The sequence below is a fragment of the Roseibium sp. genome (genome assembly GCF_048260565.1).
Classification (GTDB): domain Bacteria; phylum Pseudomonadota; class Alphaproteobacteria; order Rhizobiales; family Stappiaceae; genus Roseibium.
In genome coordinates, this window is the sequence record NZ_JBLXGP010000015.1 from 19,720 (window position 1) to 40,118 (window position 20,399).

Annotated in this window: 16 protein-coding genes; 15 read left to right on the forward strand and 1 reads right to left on the reverse strand. The window is 59.3% G+C overall.

The window, feature by feature from the left end; genetic code table 11:
• Nucleotides 1-639: 639 nt before the first annotated feature.
• From ACN0SO_RS23290 to ACN0SO_RS23360, 15 genes are all read left to right on the forward strand, one after another.
• Nucleotides 640-855, forward strand: a complete 216-nt coding sequence (locus tag ACN0SO_RS23290) for a hypothetical protein (RefSeq protein ID WP_417681617.1) — start codon at nt 640-642, stop codon at nt 853-855.
• Nucleotides 855-2,633 carry a portal protein gene (locus ACN0SO_RS23295; RefSeq protein WP_417681619.1) on the forward strand — a complete coding sequence of 593 codons (1,779 nt, stop codon included), beginning with the start codon at nt 855-857 and terminating at the stop codon, nt 2,631-2,633. Before ACN0SO_RS23290 ends, ACN0SO_RS23295 begins: the two co-directional genes overlap by 1 nt.
• The gene (locus tag ACN0SO_RS23300; RefSeq protein ID WP_417681621.1) at nt 2,623-2,925 is read left to right on the forward strand and encodes a hypothetical protein; all 303 of its coding nucleotides are present in this window, start codon (nt 2,623-2,625) and stop codon (nt 2,923-2,925) included. Before ACN0SO_RS23295 ends, ACN0SO_RS23300 begins: the two co-directional genes overlap by 11 nt.
• A 1-nt stretch (nt 2,926) precedes the next feature.
• Nucleotides 2,927-3,760, forward strand: a complete 834-nt coding sequence (locus tag ACN0SO_RS23305) for a hypothetical protein (protein WP_417681623.1) — start codon at nt 2,927-2,929, stop codon at nt 3,758-3,760.
• A gap of 10 nt (nt 3,761-3,770) precedes the next feature.
• Complete coding sequence (locus ACN0SO_RS23310; protein WP_417681625.1) at nt 3,771-4,811, forward strand: hypothetical protein; 1,041 nt, start codon at nt 3,771-3,773, stop codon at nt 4,809-4,811.
• Nucleotides 4,812-5,238: 427 nt separating this feature from the next.
• A complete protein-coding gene (locus ACN0SO_RS23315) occupies nt 5,239-5,556 on the forward strand; it encodes a hypothetical protein (RefSeq protein WP_417681626.1) in 318 nt (105 codons plus the stop codon).
• Between the two features lie 37 nt (nt 5,557-5,593).
• Nucleotides 5,594-6,181: a hypothetical protein gene (locus ACN0SO_RS23320; protein WP_417681628.1), complete on the forward strand. Its 588-nt coding sequence runs from the start codon at nt 5,594-5,596 to the stop codon at nt 6,179-6,181.
• On the forward strand, nt 6,178-8,610 hold the full coding sequence (locus ACN0SO_RS23325) for a hypothetical protein (RefSeq protein ID WP_417681630.1): 2,433 nt from the start codon (nt 6,178-6,180) through the stop codon (nt 8,608-8,610). Before ACN0SO_RS23320 ends, ACN0SO_RS23325 begins: the two co-directional genes overlap by 4 nt.
• 3 nt (nt 8,611-8,613) lie before the next feature.
• Nucleotides 8,614-9,081 (forward strand): hypothetical protein, encoded by a 468-nt coding sequence (locus tag ACN0SO_RS23330; RefSeq protein ID WP_417681632.1) that lies wholly within the window; start codon nt 8,614-8,616, stop codon nt 9,079-9,081.
• 174 nt (nt 9,082-9,255) lie between these two features.
• Nucleotides 9,256-12,624, forward strand: a complete 3,369-nt coding sequence (locus tag ACN0SO_RS23335; protein ID WP_417681634.1) for a hypothetical protein — start codon at nt 9,256-9,258, stop codon at nt 12,622-12,624.
• Between the two features lie 776 nt (nt 12,625-13,400).
• A complete protein-coding gene (locus tag ACN0SO_RS23340) occupies nt 13,401-15,569 on the forward strand; it encodes a hypothetical protein (RefSeq protein ID WP_417681636.1) in 2,169 nt (722 codons plus the stop codon).
• Nucleotides 15,570-15,596: 27 nt separating this feature from the next.
• Nucleotides 15,597-15,887: a hypothetical protein gene (locus ACN0SO_RS23345; RefSeq protein ID WP_417681638.1), complete on the forward strand. Its 291-nt coding sequence runs from the start codon at nt 15,597-15,599 to the stop codon at nt 15,885-15,887.
• 2 nt (nt 15,888-15,889) lie between these two features.
• Nucleotides 15,890-17,311 carry a hypothetical protein gene (locus tag ACN0SO_RS23350; RefSeq protein WP_417681639.1) on the forward strand — a complete coding sequence of 474 codons (1,422 nt, stop codon included), beginning with the start codon at nt 15,890-15,892 and terminating at the stop codon, nt 17,309-17,311.
• 107 nt (nt 17,312-17,418) lie between these two features.
• Nucleotides 17,419-18,162, forward strand: a complete 744-nt coding sequence (locus tag ACN0SO_RS23355; protein ID WP_417681641.1) for a hypothetical protein — start codon at nt 17,419-17,421, stop codon at nt 18,160-18,162.
• The gene (locus ACN0SO_RS23360; RefSeq protein ID WP_417681643.1) at nt 18,159-19,298 is read left to right on the forward strand and encodes a hypothetical protein; all 1,140 of its coding nucleotides are present in this window, start codon (nt 18,159-18,161) and stop codon (nt 19,296-19,298) included. The genes ACN0SO_RS23355 and ACN0SO_RS23360 overlap by 4 nt, the downstream gene beginning before the upstream one ends.
• Nucleotides 19,299-19,439: 141 nt before the next feature.
• On the opposite strand, the gene ACN0SO_RS23365 is transcribed toward ACN0SO_RS23360, so the two are convergent.
• Nucleotides 19,440-20,213 carry an FkbM family methyltransferase gene (locus tag ACN0SO_RS23365; RefSeq protein WP_417681645.1) on the reverse strand — a complete coding sequence of 258 codons (774 nt, stop codon included), beginning with the start codon at nt 20,211-20,213 and terminating at the stop codon, nt 19,440-19,442.
• Nucleotides 20,214-20,399: the final 186 nt, after the last annotated feature.

Consider the following 20,399-nt stretch of genomic DNA (forward strand, 5'->3'; position numbering starts at 1 on the left):
CGTTCCCTAGGACACGAGAGATGTTGTTTGTAAGCCTGACCATATGCTTATGGTCGTTCGGGTTTTCTCCCCGCATTTCCGCAATTTTGAGCGCAATTCGGCGGCTTGTTACAGGTTCTGTAGCGGTTCTGAGTATGGTCGATACAAGTTTGCCTATTTCTCCACGCTGGTACTTCCGGTTTCCTGCGCTCGCTTCCATGAGAGCATCGTAGTTAGCTTCGAATCCTAAAAGCCTAAGGGATAACGGTCAATTGCAGCGATGTCATGACCGGCGGTAGCGAGTTGGCTACTCAGTTCGCGAGCCTCGTGGCATTACTCAACGCGCGTAAATAACTAGCCTCGAATGGTCTGACTGTAGGATTTGGCTTCAGAAGGCTTCATACGAAGCATTGTAGAGAACCGGCGAACTTGGTGCTCTTGATACATAAGGCCGTCCGCTCTCGGTCGTCATCCCCAGTAAACGAAGCGCGATCGGTGATCCAGTAACCCGGAGCCTCTCGGTTTCAACAACTGACTTCACGGAATACTGGGTCCCGGGTCTCACTGACGTTCGCCCGGGATGACAACCCGGGGCGGGGCAAGGCTGTGCCCTTTCCGGCCCCCTTTCCCACTCAACCATTTCAATATGCGAGGTGAACCATGTGCCTGTTTGGTGGCAGCAAGTCGTCTACGGTGGAGGAAACGCCGCCGCCGAGGAAACCGGATCCGGAGCGGCAGGCGGCGAATTTGCAGAAGAACGAGGCCCGGCGGCGGGCGGCGGCCTATAATCGGACCAAGACGACGCTGACCAGTCCGCTGGGCGTGTCCAACTATGGCCAGTATTCGCGCGGCGTGACCGTTCTGGGTGGCGCGTGATGGGTGTCGTCGACGATCTGAAACGAGAGCTTGCCGCCGCTCGCGGCGAGCGCCAAGGCTACGAAAACGACTGGCGCGACTATGTGGACTATACCGCGCCGGACCTGGACCGGGCGTTCAACAGCGTCTCCGGCGTGCAGGTGTCGGGGATGGCGGCGTGGAAGCGGTCGGCGGCGCGGGAACGCTCGCGCAGGCTTTACGACGGCACCGCCGTCTGGCTTTTGGACCGGCTGGTGTCGGGCATCGAAAGCCTGACCATGCCCAAGGGCTTCAACTGGCACGGCATCGGCTTCGACGATCCGTTCGCCGCCGAGCCGACGCCGGAGGAGCAGGAATATTTCGAGACGCTCCGGGATCACCTGTTCCGGATCCGTTATTCGGACAAGTCCGGCTTCGCACTGGCGAACCGGTCGTCTCTGGTATCGACGGTGAAACTTGGAACGGGTGTTCTTTTTCCGGCGGAAAACGAAGCGCAGCTTGCCAGCATCCGCACCCCGGTCTTCTACCGCTACGTGCCGCTGCACGAGGTTTATCTGATCGTCGACGCGCAGGGTAATGACTGCGGTTTCTTCCGTGTGCGCTCGTTGAAGGCCTGGCAGGCGGCGAAGGAATATGACGGCCAGCTGTCGGAGAAGGTGAGGGCGGACGCGGAGGATGCGAGCCGGCGGAACAACGATTATGTGTTCGTTCATGCGTGCGTGCGGCGGGAAGGTGGCTATCCGGGGGCGGCGGACGTCAGGCGCTCGCTCTACGAAAGCATCCATTTCGAACAGGACAGCGGTCATATTTGCCGTCAGGGCGGGTTCTTCGAATATCCGCTAGTGGTGCGCCGCTGGGACCGGGACAGCCTGTCGCCCTACGGGTCGCCGCCGCAGGCGAAGATGATGGGCGATATCAAGTCGCTGCAGAGCCTGGTGAAGGACAGTCTGGTCGCCAGCGCCCAGGCGGTGCGGCCGCCGCTGGCGACCCACAAGAACGAGCGGCCTCTGGATCTCAATCCGGGCCGGGTCAATCCGGGGCTGATCGACGAGCAGGGGCGCAGGCTCTACGGGGCGATGATCGACACGGTGAATCCGGGAGCGGCTTTCGGCGAGATCGACCGCATCCGGGAAGCGCTCAGGCTCGGGCTTTACGGCGACCTGTGGCAGACGCTGCTGGACGGCAACGGCCGCACGGCGACGGAAGCGACGATCCGGGCCCAGGAGAAGGCGGACATGATCGGTCCGTTCACGACCAACATCCAGGCCGGTCACGGCGTGCTGTTCGACCGGGAGATCGGCATTCTCGGCCGGCGCGGAGCCTTCGAGCAGGGCTCGCCGCTGGCGCCACCGGAAAGCGTCGCGGAGACGGAAATCTCGGTGCGGTCGACCGCACCCATCGACCAGATGCGCGAGGCAGGTCATTTCGAGGGGCTGGCGAGTTTCCGCCAGTATCTCAACGGGGCGCTTAGCACCAATCCGGAAGCGGCCGACTGGCTGGACGAGGACGAGGAGCGCAAGCTGGCGCAACGCTCGCTCGGCCTGCCGCAGAAACTGCTGCGCCGGCCGGAAGAGGTGGAGGAAATCCGGGCGCAGCGGGCCCAGCAGCAGGCGCAGCAACAGCAACTGGCCGCCGGCGAAAGCCTGGCCCGTATGGCAAAGGACGGTGCGCCTATGGCCAAGCTGCTCGCGGAGCAGGGCGGCGGTGCGGGGGCCGGTCTGGAAGAGGCGCTCGCGGCCGCCCAGGCGGCGGGCGGTGGCGCGCAGGCGGGCGGGCCGGGAGGCAGCAATGTGGCATAGCCTCAAGCGGCGTGTGCGCGGGCGGCAGGCGCAGGCACGACAGCTGGAACGGTCCTATCGGGCCGTTTTTTTATGCCCGGACGGTGAGACGGTGCTGGCAGACCTCGCCGCGGACTGCGGCATGTACCAGGCGCCGCCGGGCGACGTGACGCCGGAACAGCGGGCCTATATGGACGGCCGCAAGGCGCTGTTCGCCCGCATTCTCGCCTGTATTCGCCTGCCATCGGAAGAACACGCCGCGCTGCAGGAAGCGGCGCGGCTGGAAACCCTCCCACTGAACGAGGACGATTGATATGGACAGAACCACGGACGGAGAACCGGAGATCGGGGACGCGCAGGGCGGGAGCGGAGAGGCGTCGTTTTCCGGTGGCGTGATGGGCGGCGATCGTGTCGATGACCGGACCACGGAAACCGGCGCGGAAGGGATGATTTCCTTACCCGGCGAAGATGCGACGGCGGAGGAACGCGCCGAATTCTACAAGGAGATTTCGGGCACCTGGACGCCGGCCGACGGCTACAGGTTCGCCATACCGGACGGACTTCCGGAGAGTTTTCCCTATGACCAGGACTTCGCCCGCGAGGCGGGGGACTGGTTCAAGGAAGCCGGCCTTCACCCGAGTGCGGCGCAGGCGCTGCACGACAGGTGGGTCGGCAAGATGGCGGAACTGCACCAGCACGAGGTGCAGACCGCAAGCGAACGTGCACGAGAGCAGGCAGAAGCGGTGGAACACGCCCACCGGGCGCTTGTGAGGGAGTACGGCGACCCCGGCAGCGACGGCTACAGGAATGCTGTGGCCAAAGCCGACCGGGCCATGAACGGGCTGAAGGCCGAGGGCATCGACGTGACCGGCTGGTTTGCTGAAAAAGGCATTCTGTCGGACGCGGATGAACGCGGACTTCAACAGGTGGCGGACCCGGTCGCGATCCTGCTGCTCGCCTTCCTCCACGACAAGGCCTTCAGGGAAGACGGCCTGACCACGGAAGGCAGCGGCAACGCCAGAGGCAACCCGTTCGATCTCAAGACCACCGACATCGGCCGGCAGACCGAGATCATCCGGTCAACACCGGAACGCGCCAAGGCGCTGATCATCGCTGCCGGCCGGGATCCCAAGAAATTCAATCTGTGAGGCCTGAACCATGGCATCGTCTACCATCGCGGACATCATCGAGCCGCGTGTCTTTACCCCCTATATGCAGGAAAACCGGCCGGAAAAGCTGGTCATGATGGAGCGGTCCGGCATCCTGTCGGCGCCCGACGAGGCGCTTGCCTCGCGCTTCATGTCCGGCGGCCGCAAGATCGAGGTTCCCTACTGGAACGACCTGGACCGCAACGAGCCGTCGATCATCAATGACGGCGACACGGCCATCACGCCGGAAAAGATCACCGCCGACGACCTGATCGCCTACAAACACCGCATGGCCAAGGCCTGGGCGTCCAAGAGCATCACCGGCATGGTCGCCACCGGCGATGCCCGATCGCCGATGGAACAGGTCGCCAGTAGGGTCAATTCCTACTGGTCCTGGGTCAAGGAAATGCACATCATGAACATCGCTACGGGCGTGATCGCCGACAGCGTGGCGAACCACAGCGGCGATATGGTGTTCGACGTCTATCAGGACGTAGCGTCGCCGGCGGCCTCCAACCGCATCTCCTCGGCGGCGGTGAACCGTGCCCGGCTGACCATGGGCGACGCCATGGAGAACCTGCGGGCCATCGGCATGCACACCCATGTCTATGCCACGCTGCTGGACGACGAGAAGATCGACTTCGTGCAGCCTTCCGACCTGCCGTTCCAGATCCCGACCTACATGGAGATGACGGTGTTCTACTCCGACTTCTTTCCCGTCAGCACGGGAACCAATTCGGACAAGTACACCTGCTTCCTCTACGGCGCAGGGGCCTTCAAGCATATCGACGAGGTGCCGAGCGAGCCGACCATCTACGGCAATATGGGCACGGAAATCACCCGCGATCCGAATACCGGAAATGGCGGCGGCGAGGACCAGCTGATCACCCGCCGCTACGAGCTGTTGCATCCGGCCGGGATGTCGTGGACCTCGGCGTCCATGGCGGATGCCAACGGAGCGACCTTCTCGGAGCTTGCGACTGCGGCCAACTGGACCCGCAAATACATGCGCAAGAACATCCCGATCTCCGCGCTGGAAGTGAACGTCTAAGGTTCTCAGAGGGGTGGGATCGAAATACCCCTCTCCATTTGGTTGAGGCCAATTGGATAACAGAGCACGGCCTTGTCCCACGCACAGTTGTCATCCTCGCGAAAGCGAGGACCCAGTGCGCCGTGCCCTTTCGGTTCAAGCAACCAGCCTCACGGAGTACTGGCTCCCGGCTCTCCGCTTCGCTGCGGCCGGGATGACAATTGGGGCGGAGGAGACGCAATTTTCTCCGTCCGTCATGCCATGACTTGATCATCGCATCCATGCCGTTGCCGTGACCCACGCGGCTGCTTTGCTGTGTGGCACAGGAACGGCATGGATCCCGGATCGGGGTCCGGGATGACGGTCTGTGGGTAGAGGCAGCGCCCCAGATCATTTCTTTAGACGGGAACTGCCTCTCCAGCCTTCCTTTCGATTTACGGAGACACCAATGATCAAGACACAGCATGAGCGGCACATGGATCGGCTGCGGAAGAATGTGCATGCGGATCTGGCCGCGCTGATGCCGGAGAAGACCGCACGGGAGAAGAAACGGGAGGCGGTGAGGGATGCCGTGTCTTCCGCCTGGAACCGGCGGCAAAAGCGACAGGGCGCAGCCGCTGCGGCAAGCAGCCTGCCGGAAGGCTGGCGCAACGAGCACTGGAAGACGTTGCAGAAGCTGGCGGAAGACCTGACCGGGCAGAAGGCGGAGACCAAGGCCGAGGCGGTCGCGATCCTCGAGTCCTGCGAGGCCGGTCAGGCAAGCTGAGCCCGGCGGCGCGAATTCCATGAAAAGGTGAGAGAGAATGGCAGGCACGGTCAATACCGATGTCGATATGGCGAACCTTGCCCTGGCGCACCTGAAGGAGCCGGGCATTCAGGCCTTCGATTACTCCAGCAAAGCGGGACGCTGGTTCAACGCCAATTATACGGCCAAGCGGGACGTGTTCCTGGCAAAGCACGATTGGGACTTTGCCATGAAGCTGACGGCCCTGGCAGCGGATACGCAGGCCCCGCCTTTCCGCTGGGACTATCAGTATTCCCTGCCGGCGGACTGTTTGCGGGTGCCGCAGCAGACGGAAGAGGGCGGACGCAACGGCCGGTTTCTGGACTATGAGGTGATCGGCCGGAAGCTGATGAGCGATGTCCAGGCGCCGTTCTACCTGCGCTACGTGCGCCGGGTGGAAAGCGAGGCGGAATTTTCGCCGTTGTTCGTCGATGCCTTCGCCTTTTTCCTGGCGGGAAGCCTCGCCCATGTGATCACCGGCAAGAACAGCTTCGCCCAGACGTTGCTGCGGCAGGCTGAGATGGCACTGGATGACGCGAGCCTGAGCGATGCGATGCAAAGCAGCGTACAGCCTGCGGCCGAGACGGGGATTGTGACCATCCGATGAGCTATTACCTTCAGGCGACTTTCAGCCGGGGGGAGCTGGACCCGGAACTGGTGACCCGGCCGGACCTGGAGCTGTTCCGGGCAGCCCTTGCCGAATGCGAGAACTTCATCACCCTGAAACGCGGCGGGTTCCGCCGGCGCGGCGGCACCCGGTATGTCGGCGAGGTGCGAGACAGCGGCGCAGGTGCCTGGCTGATGCCGTTCGAGTTCGGCAGCGGACAGAACTATATGCTGGAGGCGGGAAACCACTATTTCCGTGTCTATACCAGCGTTGGCCGGGTCGTCTCGGTGGAAGTCTCGACGCCGTACAGCCTGTCGGTGCTGCCGGACCTGAAGTTCGTGCAGTCGACCGACACGCTGTTCGTCACGGGCGGTGGCATTCGGCCTCATGCGATCAAGCGCTACGGCGAGACGTCCTGGGCAATCGAGCCGATGGATTTTCACGATGGTCCCTATCTCGAGGTCAATATCAGTTCCACCAGTCTGACGCCGGCAGGCAAGGGCAACCCGGTGCCGACCATGACCAGCAACACGGCGCCGTCCGGCGTGGTGACAAGTTCGGGGGCGCTCGCGGATGCCTACAGGGTCTTCAACGGGGATCCGGACAAGGTCATCCTGTCCACCGGCGGGATCGGCTGGGTCGCTTACCAGTTTCCGGTCAATGTCGTGATCGACGGATACATGCTGCAAGCGCCTTCGGATAACGGCAAGAACGACGACATGCCGGCGCAGTGGGCCATCGATGCGTCAAGCGACGGCAACACCTGGTCGGTGCTGGATACCCAGGATGCGGAAGCGGACTGGGCGTCGTCCGAGTGGCGGTCCTATTCGTTCCCCAATAAAACCGCTTACAATTTCTATCGGTTCCGATTCAACAAGGGTGGGGGATCGACGTCCGACGACGCGGCGATCGCGCAGCTCGTTTTTCACCAGGCGGCAAGCGACCAGACGCCGTTCGACCTGACAGCCTCCAATACGGGCGGCATCAATGGAGGCGATGGTTTCGGCTCGTCAGACGTGGGCCGGCATATCAGGCTGCGCGGCAGTGACGGTTTCTGGCGCTGGGCGAAGATCGACAGCGTGTCTTCGTCGACCGTGGTCAAGGTGCGACTTTACGGACAATCCTTGATCGATACCTTTGCGATGGGCATTTGGCGGCTCGGGTCGTGGTCGGACCGAACCGGTTGGCCGGGGGCCGTTGGCTGGCACAAGAACCGGTTGGCCTTTGCCAGCACCGCCACGGAACCGCAAACCGTCTGGGAAAGCCAGACGGACGATTTCACCAACTTTGCCGTTTCCCAACCGCTCGTCGCCTCGAACGCGGTTTCGGTCGGCATCCTGTCCGGCCAGGTCAACCGCATCAACTGGCTGAACGACGATGATGATCTGCTGGCCGGAACCTCCAAGGCGGTGCGCGCCATCGGCAGGGCCACGTCCCAGGATCCTTTCGGACCCGAGAACGTGGACCAGAAGCCGGAAACCAATTTCGGCGCCAACGGCATCCAGCCGATCAAGGTCGGATCCGTGCTGCTTTATTTCGGGCGCTACGGCACGGATATGCGCGAGCTTGCCTATGACCTGCAGGCGGACGGCCGGGTGTCACAGTCGGTCAGCGAGACCCAGTCGCATCTGTTCCGGACAGGCATTACGGGCGCTTGTTACCAGCAGTACCCGGATTCGATCATCTGGCCCTGGGATCGGCAAGGTAAAGCCATCGGTTTCACCTATGAGCGCGAGCAGCAGGTCTTCGGGATGCACCGGCACGGTTTCGGCGGGGTGGTTGAGTGCATGGCTGTCATTCCGGGCGACGGTTTCGACGAAGTCTGGATGATCGTCCGGCGTGTGATCGGCGGTCAGACCAAACGTTACATCGAGGTGATGCAGAAGCCCTTTGTGGGCGGGCTGATCGAGGATGCCTGGCATCTGGATTGCGCGTTGCGTTATGACCATACGCCTGTCAACACGGTGTCCGGCCTGGACCATCTGGAGGGCATGGATGTGATCCTCTACGCGGATGGGTCCGATTACGAAGGAACCGTGTCGGGCGGTACCGTCAGCCTGCCGAACGGGCGGACCGCGTCGAAGATCCTGATCGGTCTGGACGTGACGGCGCGTGCGAAGACGCTACCGCCCCCGGTCAACGCCCAGGACGGAGCTTCCGTCGGCCGAAAGATGACCGTCGACGAAGCAAAGATATCCGTTTTCGAGACCGGGGTGCTGCGGGTCGGGGCGGAAACGACCCATGTGGATGCGCAGATCTTCTACCGCGCCGGCGACACGTATGGCGAGCCGGCGTCGCTGCGCACCGGCGTCGTGGAGGCGGATGTGGATCTGCGCTGGGAAGATGGAGGCCAACTGGTCTTCGAGGCCAGCGGAGGCAAGCCCTGCACCGTTCTGGCGGTGAACTACAATCTTTCAATGGAGCCATGACCCATGTGCACACCGGCAATAGCCGTCGCGGGCGCGCTTCTGGGCGGCGTCGTCCAGGCGGCGGGAATGCAACAACAGGCGAATGCCCAGGCGGACGCGGAGGAACGCCGCGCGAAATTTGCCGAAAGGCAGAAGGAAGTCAACCAGACCCAGGCCTCGTTCGACCGCAAACGTACCCAGCAACAACTGGCGCGCATCCTCGGCAACAACCGTGCGGCGGGCGCGGAGCGCGGACTGTCGCAGGCCGGTTCGCTGGTCGACGTGACGGACGACAATATCCTTGAAGCGGCCCAGGACCTGGAGGCGATCCGGTTCAAGACCGAAGGCGAGCGGGACAATCTGACCTATGAGATGCAGTCTGCCCGTGCACGCGCGGACTCGGCCCGGCGGGCCGGGCGCCTCGGCGCCTTCGGGGCTGTTCTGGGCGGGGTGACCAGTGCTGCGACAACGCTTGGGAAGGCTTATTACTAGAAGCCTCTGGCGGGCGAAGGCCTGCGTCCCCCACATTCGGTAGCCGGTGTTGCCGGTAAATAGCAAAAGCCGAAGAAATGACAACTGCGCGCGGAGCAAGACTGCGCGCCGTACCCGCTGTCTGAATTCCAACATTATCCAAATGCCCCGACGGGCACCGAAACGAGGTTTTCAATGGCAACTCTTGCTCGATTTAGCGGGACACAGCAACTGCCGGGCGTGCGCCGGCCGCAGGTGATCGCCGACACGGCCGTCGGCGAAGCGACGACGGGGCTGGGTCAACAGATCCAGAAGTCGGCTGCGCAGATCGGGGAACTGGCGCAAGCTCGCAGCGAGGCGGAGGATCGCCGCGAGGCGGAAATCCGCGCGGCCCACCAGTACCAGATCGATCATTTCGAAGGCACCAAGCGGTTGGTCGCGTTCAAATCGTCCTTGCCCGAGATCGAGGCGAAAGCCTTGAAAAACGTGAAGCCTGGTGGCGCAGGCTTGGCAGCCGGAGTGGTGGAGGCCTACGACAACGGGGCGAAGCAGGTTATCGCCAATACGCCGCCATTGGCGAGGCCAAGAGTTCAACAAAACCTGGAAGCACAGCGCCCCCTAGTGATTGCGCGTGCCAAGAAGACCGAACGAGTTCAGCGGGTTCAGCATTACCGGGACGGTGTTGCCGAAGTGACAGCTACTGTCAAAGCGTCTGTTACGGCCGATCCGGCGAGTTATGACGCTGCACTCGATGTTTGCGTACAGACGATCTCCGAAAGCGGACTGGCGCCGACTGAAAAGGATATGCTGATTGGGTCCGTGCAGCGGGAAATGCAGCTGAAATTTGCGGAAAGCCAGCCGGCGAAGGAAAGGGCGAAGTATTCCGGTGAGGTCAAGGAGGATGGCGGTAGCTTCCACGAACGCTACATGGACAATCTCAAAGCTGTGACGAGGGCGGCGGTCGGCGAGGAGGCCTGGGCCGCCTTGTCTCCCGGTGAGCAAGCAGCGCTTGTTTCGATTACGGGTAGTGAGAATGTAATCCCGGAGAGTGTTCTTACGGCAACCTTGTCTCTCGAACCGGAAAAGATCGCCACGGCGATAGAAGGCTTGAAAGGCGAGAATGGTGGAAAGAATAGCGACCGAAGGCAGCAGGAAGCCGATCTTGTTCGCGGTGATCATCCTGTCTCGAATGGGTCGCCCGATGAGGACAGTGAGCGGTTTTACACGCGTTACTCGGAAAATCTTGAAGCTGTTGCGAGCGCGGCCGTTCGCGAGGAGACTTGGGCTGCCTTGCCGCCGCCGGTGCGGATGGCACTCGTATCCATTGTCGACAGTGAAGGTCAAATTCCGAGCGGCATTCTTGCGGCGGTTCCCTCCCGTGATCCCGAAAAGATCGCGGCGGCGATTGAGAGCCTGAAGAACGACAACGGCGGAAAGAATGCGGATCGCCGGCAGCGGGAGGCCGATCTTGTTCGCAGTGGGCATCCCGATCAGGATCTGCCGCCGGAAATCCGGGAGCGCACCGATGCACTGACCCCGAAAGACAGGGCTGAAATCAGTGAGCAGGGGCGGCGCGATCAAATGAAAAACGCGTCGGACAAGCAGGAAAGTTTCAGCCGGCGAATATTGGAGAGCCCGCTGGACGTCGATCCCGACGAGTTTCGCGACGATCCGGATCTCAGTGAAGGACAAATAGGAGTGTTGAACCGGCTCTATGAGCGGGAGATGGATGAGCAAGCCAAGAAGACGGAAGCGTCTCACTGGTTTCAACTGGCAGGGAGGGCAAACCCCTTAGATGAAGATGCACGGGAAATGGCGGATTTCTGGTGGAAGGCAGAAGCTTCGCATGCTGAAGACCGGGATGCCCTCGCAAACTCAATCGTTACCGACAAAGGCCTCATCCCCCAATCGTATGTGAACGATATCAAGGCCGGATTCAGTAGCCAAGACTGGAGAAAGGTTGCCTGGGCCTATCGGCGGGCATCGGAACTTTACGATCTCGACAGGTTGGCGGTGGAGGGCAATGCAGATGCAGAAGTCCTGATTGAAGCGGTCAGGAATTGGCGCTTTTACACCACTGAAATGGGGCTTTCAGCTGAGGAGGCTGCGCAGCGTCTGATCGAACTCCGTGATCCGGAGGCAGGACCAAAGCTAAGAGCATTTCAGAAATCTTCAGTTGTTAAATCTGAAATCAATAGTCTTACTCTTGATCGTCTCGAACTTTTATTCGGATCTTATAATAAACTTCTGTCTGTTAAGGGCACTCCCGCCGAAGTGAGGCTCGGTATTACTCCTGAGCGTGCGTTCGAAGCACTCAAAGATTACAGGAAAATGTTTCTACAGGCGATTCTTGAGACCAAGGGTGATATCCCGCAGGCTCACATGCTGACTATGAGCCGTTTTTCAACCGTCTGGAGGCCAACCAAGTTTCCACCGCCTGTTGACAAGGCATTTATCCTTGACCGGACCGGTTTCAAATACCCCGCCGAATGGGCCTATGCGGATTTCGGCGATAGCTACGCCTATCTGAGTGATGCTGCCGAAAGCAGGCTTGCCGAAATGGGTGTCGAATATAAGAGATACGGCATCGTCAGCAACAGGCACACATTTGAAGACGTACGTCTGGGCCGAATAAACGCGGATGGTTTCGGGCCGCGCATGACGCTGATGTACGAAGATAAATCTGGAATACATGTCGCGCCAGGTGATTTTCGCGTCAATATTCGAGATGCGATTGATAAATACTCTCCGACTTTTCCCGGGCGGGCCGGGACGGAAAGCGCTTCGGAATATCAAGCCCGTCTGGGGGAATTTTCCGACTTCGGGAAATTGGCTCAGATTTCCTATAACAGCCCGAATATAAGCGGAAATTCTTCCAAGCAAACTCCTTCCGGCTATTCGCTTTTAGATCAAGCGACATCGCGCAAGAATGGTTTTAACGGAGCAGCTTTCTATAACCCGTCAAATAATACGCTTGTTGTTGCGATCGGAGGTACAAATCCATGGAATCCGGTTGATGGGGGACAAGATATACTAGGTGTGGCTACAGGTGGCGCGACCAGCCAATATTTTCCGGCTTTGGAACTGACAAAAAAGTCCATCAATACCTTGAAGGAACGGGGCATCCATAGTCCGAATGTCGTGTTCACCGGGCATTCGCTGGGCGGGGTCTCGGCACAGTGGCTTGCCCAGTCTTATCCCAATTCAAAGGCTGTTGTATTCAACTCGCCCGGAATTGGGGGCGCATGGGGCGACATATTTGGTGCTCCCGGTTCGTCTAATCCGAATTCAAAATATAATTCAAATGTAACTTACGTTTACTCGGAGAAGTGGGGGCGGGCTGCTCCCATACATGCGGTGGGTGTTCATGTGCCCGGCAGTAAAACGATAACGATCAAAGGTACGTCTGGCCATGAACTCGGCAACCTTCTTGAAGCTATCGAATCCTACAGACTTCAGTATGGCAAGGCACATCCGTCGCCGGATAGGGCGCGAAAAGCAGATCGGTTGCGTTTGCCATTGAAGCCGGGCGGAACTGCCCGCGACGGCGGTCGATTTGACTGAGCGTGCCCAGCAGACTGCGGTCCGTGGATGCCGGATAAACGCGGACACGTCTGCCGGCGATGCAGCGAGGGTACTTGGCCGGCAAATCCAGCAATTCGCATTGCAGATTGATGCATTGGTGCTGCTCCGCAGCTAAAGGGGAAACAATCATGTCTCCGGAAGAGAACGGCCCGGGTTCGGTCGGTCAGAATGATCATGCGCTGTGGGATATGAGCGTGCCTGTCGGCGGGTTTGCAGAGGCACCTGGTTTTGGAAGAACGCCTGACGCAAGTTTGTTGCATGGAGGCGCTCCTGACACATGGCCCGCATCCGAAGCCCCGGATTTCGACAGTCATGAAGACAACCATGCGGATTCCGGGTTTGAGCGGATGAAGCGGTCTTTGCTTGAGAGTTACCAGGACTACCCCGAAGCCCGAAAGCGACTCATGAAAGCCCGCAGCTTTGAGGGACTTTATGTCGCCAAGGCCGATATTGATCGTGAATTGCTGGATGACAAAGTCAGGGCAGCATTCGGCTTGTTCTCGGCCCCGGATGTTATCGGAGGGATTGCGGATAGGACAGCTTCAGCACCTGCCGAGATCTTTTTTCAGAGTGGTGAGGAGCCCGATAGCTTCTTCGGGAACGCCCAATCGAAAACTTTCGGCAACAGGTTGGACGCGGGTGCGCCAGGGGAGACTTTGCTCGCAAACCGGAAACTGCGCGAACCGGGCGATCGCATAGCCAACATTAACGGGTCGGTTCTGGCCAGTTTCCTGCTTGGGGGCGCGGAGGCAAATATGCTGTCTCCTGAAGACCTGAGCAGGGTTGCGAAACGCTTCGATGAGGCGTTGGACCCGCTGGCGAAAGGGCGGTCACGCGGACGGGCTCCGTCTGAAACGGTGAAACCGGAATATGCGCGTGTCGGCGATCCGAGTGTGGAACGCGCCCTGGAGAAGACCGCAGCCGGCCTTCGGAACGGTCGCCGCGAAGCGGTGGTGCCGGCGCAATCGGCTGCGGCCAGGAAAATTTCACTTCAACTGACCAGCAGCGAAGCGGCCGCGAAAGGGGAACTCGAGGGACGTGCCCTGGGACAGGCCGCAGCAACTGCCCTGGAGCGACATCAGGCTCGACAAGCGGATTTTTCCCTGGGCTTGTGGAAGCTTTACGAGGACCTTTCGCAGAAGGACCAAAGCGTTATCTGGGACCGGTTCAAGGCGGATGTGACCAAGGCGTACCGCGGCGGTAGTGCAGGATCGGCCGGCAACGAGTTTGTAACACGTGCGGCCAGGGCGCTGAACGATATGGTGGTCGAACCTGCTGTCCGGCAGATGAAAGACTTGGAAATGATTGCGAGGGATACGAGCCCCGGCCTTTTATCCCGTGTCATAGACCTGACAAAGGTGATCGCGGGAATGGAAGTGTTCCGGGACATTGTCAGCGAATGGGCCAGCAATGCGATCAGCAATCAGATCCAGAACATCATCGACCCTCGATCCGATGAAGACGAAGTTGCGCCCCCGCATTCCTGGAACCGGGATGAGGAGTCGGGTTTTCTGAACGCCGCGGACAGGGCGGCCTATGTCGACGAAGTCGTCGACGGCATCGTCGGCAATGTGACGGGGCGGGCGCCTTTCGAGGGGCCGGACTGGGTGGTGCCGGTGACGCATGGTCCGCTGAAGGGACGGCTGTTCGACATTCCCGATGCGCTGATCGACGATTTTCTGGAACACGATGTGGAAGTGATCGCGGATACGTTCACCCGCAAGACCGCGCCGGAGATCGAGCTGACGCGGGCCTTCGGCAGCGCCGGCATGGAGACGGCCTTTGCCGACCTCAAGGCCGATTACGATCTCAGGATCGCGCAGGCCGGTTCCGACGAGGAGCGGCAGAGCCTTGAGGGCGAATACGAGCGCGTGTCGAAAATGCTGGCCGATTTCAGGGAAGGATTGCGGGACAACACCCGCGTGGAGCAGACGGCTTCGGTCTGGAACAGTGCGACGCGGGCGGCCCGTGCGCGGAGCAACGCCGGGTCCAGCGGTGACGGGATGTCCGGCCCTCTTGCCGAGGTGGCGCATATGGTCGCCGGGCGGGGCGTGACGGGCTTCATGAAAGATGCCCTGCCGGACCTGGTGTCCGGCGCCAGGGCAGCCCGGATCACCCGGCAGGATGCGCGTGACTTCTCGGCTATTCTGGAGACGGTCGCGAAGGCGCGCATGGCAAGCCTGACCGGCCTCACCAATCCGTTCGCGACGAAAAGCGCTGCGGAGACCCTGGCCGACAGCCTGGATGACCGGTTCTCGCGCGGAAGCGCGATCAACTGGTGGAACGCCACGATGAAGGATGCGCTTTCCGTTTACACCATGAACCGGATCGCAAAGACCGTCATAACTGCCAGCGAGGGGGCCGCCAGCGAAGGCGCCGGCAGCCGTGCCGGCGAGGACGAGACCCGCGCCGACTTTGGCACGCTTTCCAGGCGCCGGCGCGGGTATATGGACAGGCTCGGCATCGACGAAAATATTGCCATTCAAATCGGGGACCAGACCCGCAAACACGGCGCACGGGAAAACGGCATCTGGGGCCTAAACCTGGCGAAATGGGACGATGCCGGAGCTCGCCGGGTCATGCTTGACGCCATCGCGGAAGAAGTCGACCGCGTGCCTGCAAGGGACGGCGGATCAGACATGCCGCAGTGGGCGCGGTCGAACCTGGGGCAACTGGTCATGCGGTTCAAATCCCATCTGCTCGACGCCCATCAGGGCGTTCTCTTCTCCCGCCTCTCCGGGCGGCCGAAGCATCTGGCGGAGTTTCTGACGACAGGAGCCTCGATGGGGATGTTGAACGTCTATCTGGATCACATCGCCGAAGGAGACTTCGAGGGGGCGAAACGGTTGATAGAACAGCCGGAGGACTGGATTGTGGATGGGCTTGGTCGAGTTGGTGTTTTGCCGGTGTTGCTCGGACAATAATGATTAACAGAAAAGAGGTTCAAGATAATGCCCAAAGAATTTGCCGGGTTCCTTGTCGCTGCATTCGTCATGATCCTGGCGGGGATTTCTTACAAGCTGATTACCAAGAGAGAAGAGTTCAAAAAGCTCAGAGATAGCGGCCAATCCTTGAGGTTAAATATAGCTGTTCTTTTATTTGCCTTTTTCAGAGAAGAGGATGACGAGTTAAAAAAAGCTCATGAGAAACTTGCAATTATTGGAATTCTGCATGTGATATTGGGGACGGCCTTTGCGGTATTGGCTGGCGGTATTGTCAATTACTATCGTGGGGAATTCTGATCGTGATGCGGAAGGTTCCAAGTTTATCTTCACTCATTGATCAGCTGGATGGACCGGTCACGAGACAAGTCCTGTCGGATCTCGCAAGGCAATTACCTGATGGTTACGCCTTAATCTACGGGAAATCCATCGGCTTTGATGCGAAGGTGGCACCAATTGGCGTTGAGGGCGCGTGGACCGGTGCGTACTTTCCAGATGGCACAATTGAAAATTTGTCTACTGGGAGCGTGACGGCCGGCATAGACGGCTTGCCAGTGAGCTCCTCCGCCGAGATTGGGATTGCCTGGGTCGGAGACAAGGGCGTTAAGGCCCTAGAAGGGCTGTCATTGACTCTTGAAGGGGGGATAGTAATTGGAATTGGCGCTACAATTCCTATCTCTTGGGAGAGCGCTTCGTATGCATTGAACTTATATTCAGCATTGCATAGTGGTAATCTATATGCATTTTACAATATTTTTAAAAATTACCCGGAAGGAAGCTCAATACAAATAAGTTCAGGCTTGCAAGGCGGCGTGAGTCTGAAGGCCTCTTATACTCTTCTTGGCGAAGAGTTACACGCGAAGTTTATAGGGTCACATCCCTATGAAAGTTTCGACAGTTCTCAATACAATGCGATGCTTGATTATGTTGCGCAATCGGGGCAGCCTGCGACAATCGGCTGGGACTTCGACTATGACGGTGTCCAATATTCCGTCACGCAGAAGGTGACCCCGATCGGCGAAAAACGTGGGATCATTACCGCCAACATTCGAACAAAAATCTTCGACGTCACGCACAATAAGCAATTTATTTATCCCGGACAGTTTGAGGCATTTGGGCTTCAGAAGAACGAACGTGTATCTTTGCGAAAAGACCGTGTGAATGAGCGCCAAACGTACGTGGAGCAAATTGTCCCTGCTGATGGGGTGGATGGTTCGGAAGATGCCAATGGGACGAAACCCCGGACAGGCACATCGGAAGCATTTGATCAAGGCAAACCGATTGTCATTCCCCGGTCGACGTTCAATCTGTTCAGCGATCTCACGATGATGACCACCGCGGCACTTGAGCGGGAGCAGCGGGAGAACCGCCTAGCCTACAATGACCTGACGGACGGTGAGGCTTATCGCGTTCTGACGGATGGGGCCGGGCAGGCTGCCTCCAGGTTCGAGCCCGGGAACCGGCCCGACTTGGACGTGGCGCAGACCGGCGATGATGTTACGCTGCATGGTGGCGGCAGGTTCGTGCCGCGGGGCAGTTCAAACCCGCGCGATGAGGTGACCGAGAGAGCCATACCCGAACCTAGGGTCAAACCCGAAACTAACCGCATGTTGCCCGACCGGAGCATTCCCGTACCGACTGCCAAACCCGACCTGTACGGTATTCCGCCTGATAAGAACATTCCCATCCTGCGAACCAGGCGGGATCTGACGGCTGGGCATTAAGACCGGTCCCGCTTAGGTCGCCGTCTTTGCGATCACATCCACTGCGGCCAGCCCGCAATCACCTTTTACCCCGCTGCGGCGGGGTTTTCTTATTGGACAGGACCCTCATGACAATTGGCGTTTTGACGGCCGGGCGCGCGCAGATCGCGGGCGACGGCGTGACGGATCGTATTGATCTGGATTTCCAGTTCATCGACCAGAACAACCTGGAAGTCATCCACGTGGACGGGAACGGCAAGCGGACCGAATGGATCTACGGGCTGTCGCCGGGGGCGTGGTCCTATACCGGGGGCAACTTTGCGAACGGAACCGTGCATTTCACCGCGACGGATCTTCAGGGCGGGGAGCAGCTGATCGTCTCGCTTACCAGCAGCTACAGCCAACCTTACGCCTTCGACGGCGGTGAGATCGATCCGGCGGTGATCGAAAGGGCGCTGGACCGCAGCGCGATCGACATGCAGTCGGTGGCGAACCGGGCGCTGTTCGAAACGAACGGGGTCTATGACGTTGCGGGCACGCCCGTGACGGGGCTACCGGATCCGCAGGACCCTCAAGACGCGGTGAACAAGCGGACGCTTGATGCGGTGACGCCGGTTCTCAATGGCCTTGCGGCGAGTGCCGCCGCCAGCGCTTCGGAGGCAGCAAGCTATGCCGCGCTGGCGGACACCGCCCTGGCCGATGCAACGGACGAGGCGGCGGCGGCAAAGACGGAAGCGGACCGCGCCGCGACCCTGGCGGCCGGCATGGACGCCTATCGGGACGCGTTCCAGACCTACGGATACCTGGCGGACTGGGGGACGATCGCGGAAACCCCCGGCGACATTCTTGACTATGGAGACATCACGGCATGAGCACGCGCATTCAAAGACGTGGCGGTACGGCGGCGGAACACGAGAGCTTCATCGGCGCTCCGCGCGAAATCACGGTGGACACCACCAACCACAACCTTCGCCTCCATGACGGAACCACCGCCGGCGGACATCCCGTGGTCATGAAACGGGACGCGGGGGAGCTGGGGGGCTTCAGGAACAAGATCATCAATGGCGACTTCGAGATCTGGCAGCGGGGGGAAACCGGGTTTGCTTCCACTGGATACTGCGCCGACCGGTGGTACTGGCGGCCGTCGACCGGAGGAACCGGAACGGTTGTCAAGTCTGGTGTCAGTCTCGGCGGCATCGCCGAAATACCCGGCTCTCCGAGACACTATGCCTATATCAACCAAACGGTTGCCGGAGCGGAGACCTGCTATATCGAGCAACGCATCGAAGGGGTGGAGACACTTGCCGGACAGGAAGCAACCGTTACAGCCTATGTGAAACCCGATGCGGCGACCGATATTGGCGTTAGCCTGGTTCAGTTCTACGGGACCGGCGGAACACCATCCGGGCAGGTTTATACCGAGATCCTGCCCGCTGCATCATATCCATCAGGCAGTTGGACACGGATCCAGGTCCGGTTCACGCTTCCCTCTGTTTCTGGAAAAACGCTCGGTTCGGACGGCAATGACTATGTGGCGCTCCGGTTCAATTTCGACCCTACCGTGGTTTTCACGGTGCGCATGACCCATGTGTGTCTCATCAAGGGCGATGCGACCACGGAAGACGATCCTTTCGAAGCGAGGCACAAGCAACAGGAGCTTGCTTTGTGCCAGCGGTATTACTGCAAATCCTATGAGATCGATACGGCTCCGGGAACGCTCACGAGTATCGCCAGCCTTATGCTAAGGAACGTAGCCGGGACGAATGTGCAGGGCACGTTTGGTTTCGTACAACGCTTCCCGGTTGCTATGCGTACTCTGCCAACGCTCATTGCTTACTCTCCCCAGAATGGGGCCTCTGGGTTTGGGTGGGACGCGGCGAACAGTACGAACATCACTTATGGGTTCAGTTATGCCTCTGCGGTCGGATTCAACCTCGAAAATAACTCCGGTTTCGCCGGAGGGAACGGCTACTCACTAGTTCATTGGACGGCAGACGGGGAGCTATAGGCATGGTAAGGATTTAAAGTTCCCTGGGTCCGGCTCGATCTCTGAGGCCGGGTTGTAAAGGCAGAGCTATAGCTATCGTGATCTATTCGATAAAAATGGCAAAGGACGCTGAGGTTTTTTGGAGTAAAATTCTAGCCCCCATTAGCTTTTATTCGGGAAGATGTAGAGTCGGTCCTTATGCATCTTTCTGGGTGAATTCGGGTGACGGATCATCCCAAGGGATTCTAGAAAAACGGAAGCCTCGTTGACAGGACGCCCGAAGTTTTTCTCCTCGTTCCCAGCCTGCTCGACAAGAACGGCAGGCCTACAGCGGAGTAGGGTTTCCTTGGCGCCACTCACAACTGGCCCCTCAAAGCCTTCAACATCGATCTTGATGAAGTCCACATCATTCAGGTTCAGGCTATCGATTGTGATCTGCTTGATGGGACCGACTTTACGATATTTCTTTGTAGCGAGGTGTCCTGATTCGACATGAGAGAGTTGGCCAAATTTTGTGTAGAGGGTGAGATAGGTTTCTCCGATCTCTTCACCGACCACCATCAGTTTTGCCTGAGCATCCGGATATCCGACCAGGTTTCGTTTTAAGGCCTCATACAGATCCGGGGCGGGTTCGAACGCCTGCACAGTTTCGAAATGGTTTGCGAGGACAGTTGCGGTCGTCCCGATATTTGCACCGACATCAAGTGCACAGCGGAGTTTTGGAAGTAATTCGATGACCTGCCGAATCTTTGTGGAATCTTGATCTGGCACTCCTTCGATAAAATTTAGCTTTGCATATTTGTGAGCCTCAGTGAGCGGTACCCAGAATCCGTCTATGAGGGAAATATGGCGGAGATTTTTACGCCGAAATAGATGATCAATCACTGCCCCAAGGACAGAAGTGCTTGTTGAAACAGCTACCTTTTTAGTGCTCAAAATTCGGACTCCAAGTCTACTTCTCTGCTGGGATAAAAACCAACCGTAACCTCGACTTACAATAACGTCGGGAAACAATCCAAGGCAAAACTGTGCTGACCTCCAATTGCCGGATGATGCTCCGGCGTTCCTGGAGCATCCGCTTGATGCTGCTTGTCGTGCTTCAGTCCAGTGTCGAGGCCTTCC

Bases quoted from the DNA above. Each gene is read 5' to 3' on its own strand.
- ACN0SO_RS23290 (WP_417681617.1), top strand. From the start codon at position 640: ATGTGCCTGTTTGGTGGCAGCAAGTCGTCTACGGTGGAGGAAACGCCG.
- ACN0SO_RS23320 (WP_417681628.1), top strand. From the start codon at position 5,594: ATGGCAGGCACGGTCAATACCGATGTCGATATGGCGAACCTTGCCCTG.
- ACN0SO_RS23310 (WP_417681625.1), top strand. From the start codon at position 3,771: ATGGCATCGTCTACCATCGCGGACATCATCGAGCCGCGTGTCTTTACC.
- ACN0SO_RS23355 (WP_417681641.1), top strand. From the start codon at position 17,419: ATGACAATTGGCGTTTTGACGGCCGGGCGCGCGCAGATCGCGGGCGAC.
- ACN0SO_RS23300 (WP_417681621.1), top strand. From the start codon at position 2,623: ATGTGGCATAGCCTCAAGCGGCGTGTGCGCGGGCGGCAGGCGCAGGCA.
- ACN0SO_RS23330 (WP_417681632.1), top strand. From the start codon at position 8,614: ATGTGCACACCGGCAATAGCCGTCGCGGGCGCGCTTCTGGGCGGCGTC.
- ACN0SO_RS23305 (WP_417681623.1), top strand. From the start codon at position 2,927: ATGGACAGAACCACGGACGGAGAACCGGAGATCGGGGACGCGCAGGGC.
- ACN0SO_RS23360 (WP_417681643.1), top strand. From the start codon at position 18,159: ATGAGCACGCGCATTCAAAGACGTGGCGGTACGGCGGCGGAACACGAG.
- ACN0SO_RS23345 (WP_417681638.1), top strand. From the start codon at position 15,597: ATGCCCAAAGAATTTGCCGGGTTCCTTGTCGCTGCATTCGTCATGATC.
- ACN0SO_RS23335 (WP_417681634.1), top strand. From the start codon at position 9,256: ATGGCAACTCTTGCTCGATTTAGCGGGACACAGCAACTGCCGGGCGTG.
- ACN0SO_RS23340 (WP_417681636.1), top strand. From the start codon at position 13,401: ATGCTGTCTCCTGAAGACCTGAGCAGGGTTGCGAAACGCTTCGATGAG.
- ACN0SO_RS23315 (WP_417681626.1), top strand. From the start codon at position 5,239: ATGATCAAGACACAGCATGAGCGGCACATGGATCGGCTGCGGAAGAAT.
- ACN0SO_RS23325 (WP_417681630.1), top strand. From the start codon at position 6,178: ATGAGCTATTACCTTCAGGCGACTTTCAGCCGGGGGGAGCTGGACCCG.
- ACN0SO_RS23295 (WP_417681619.1), top strand. From the start codon at position 855: ATGGGTGTCGTCGACGATCTGAAACGAGAGCTTGCCGCCGCTCGCGGC.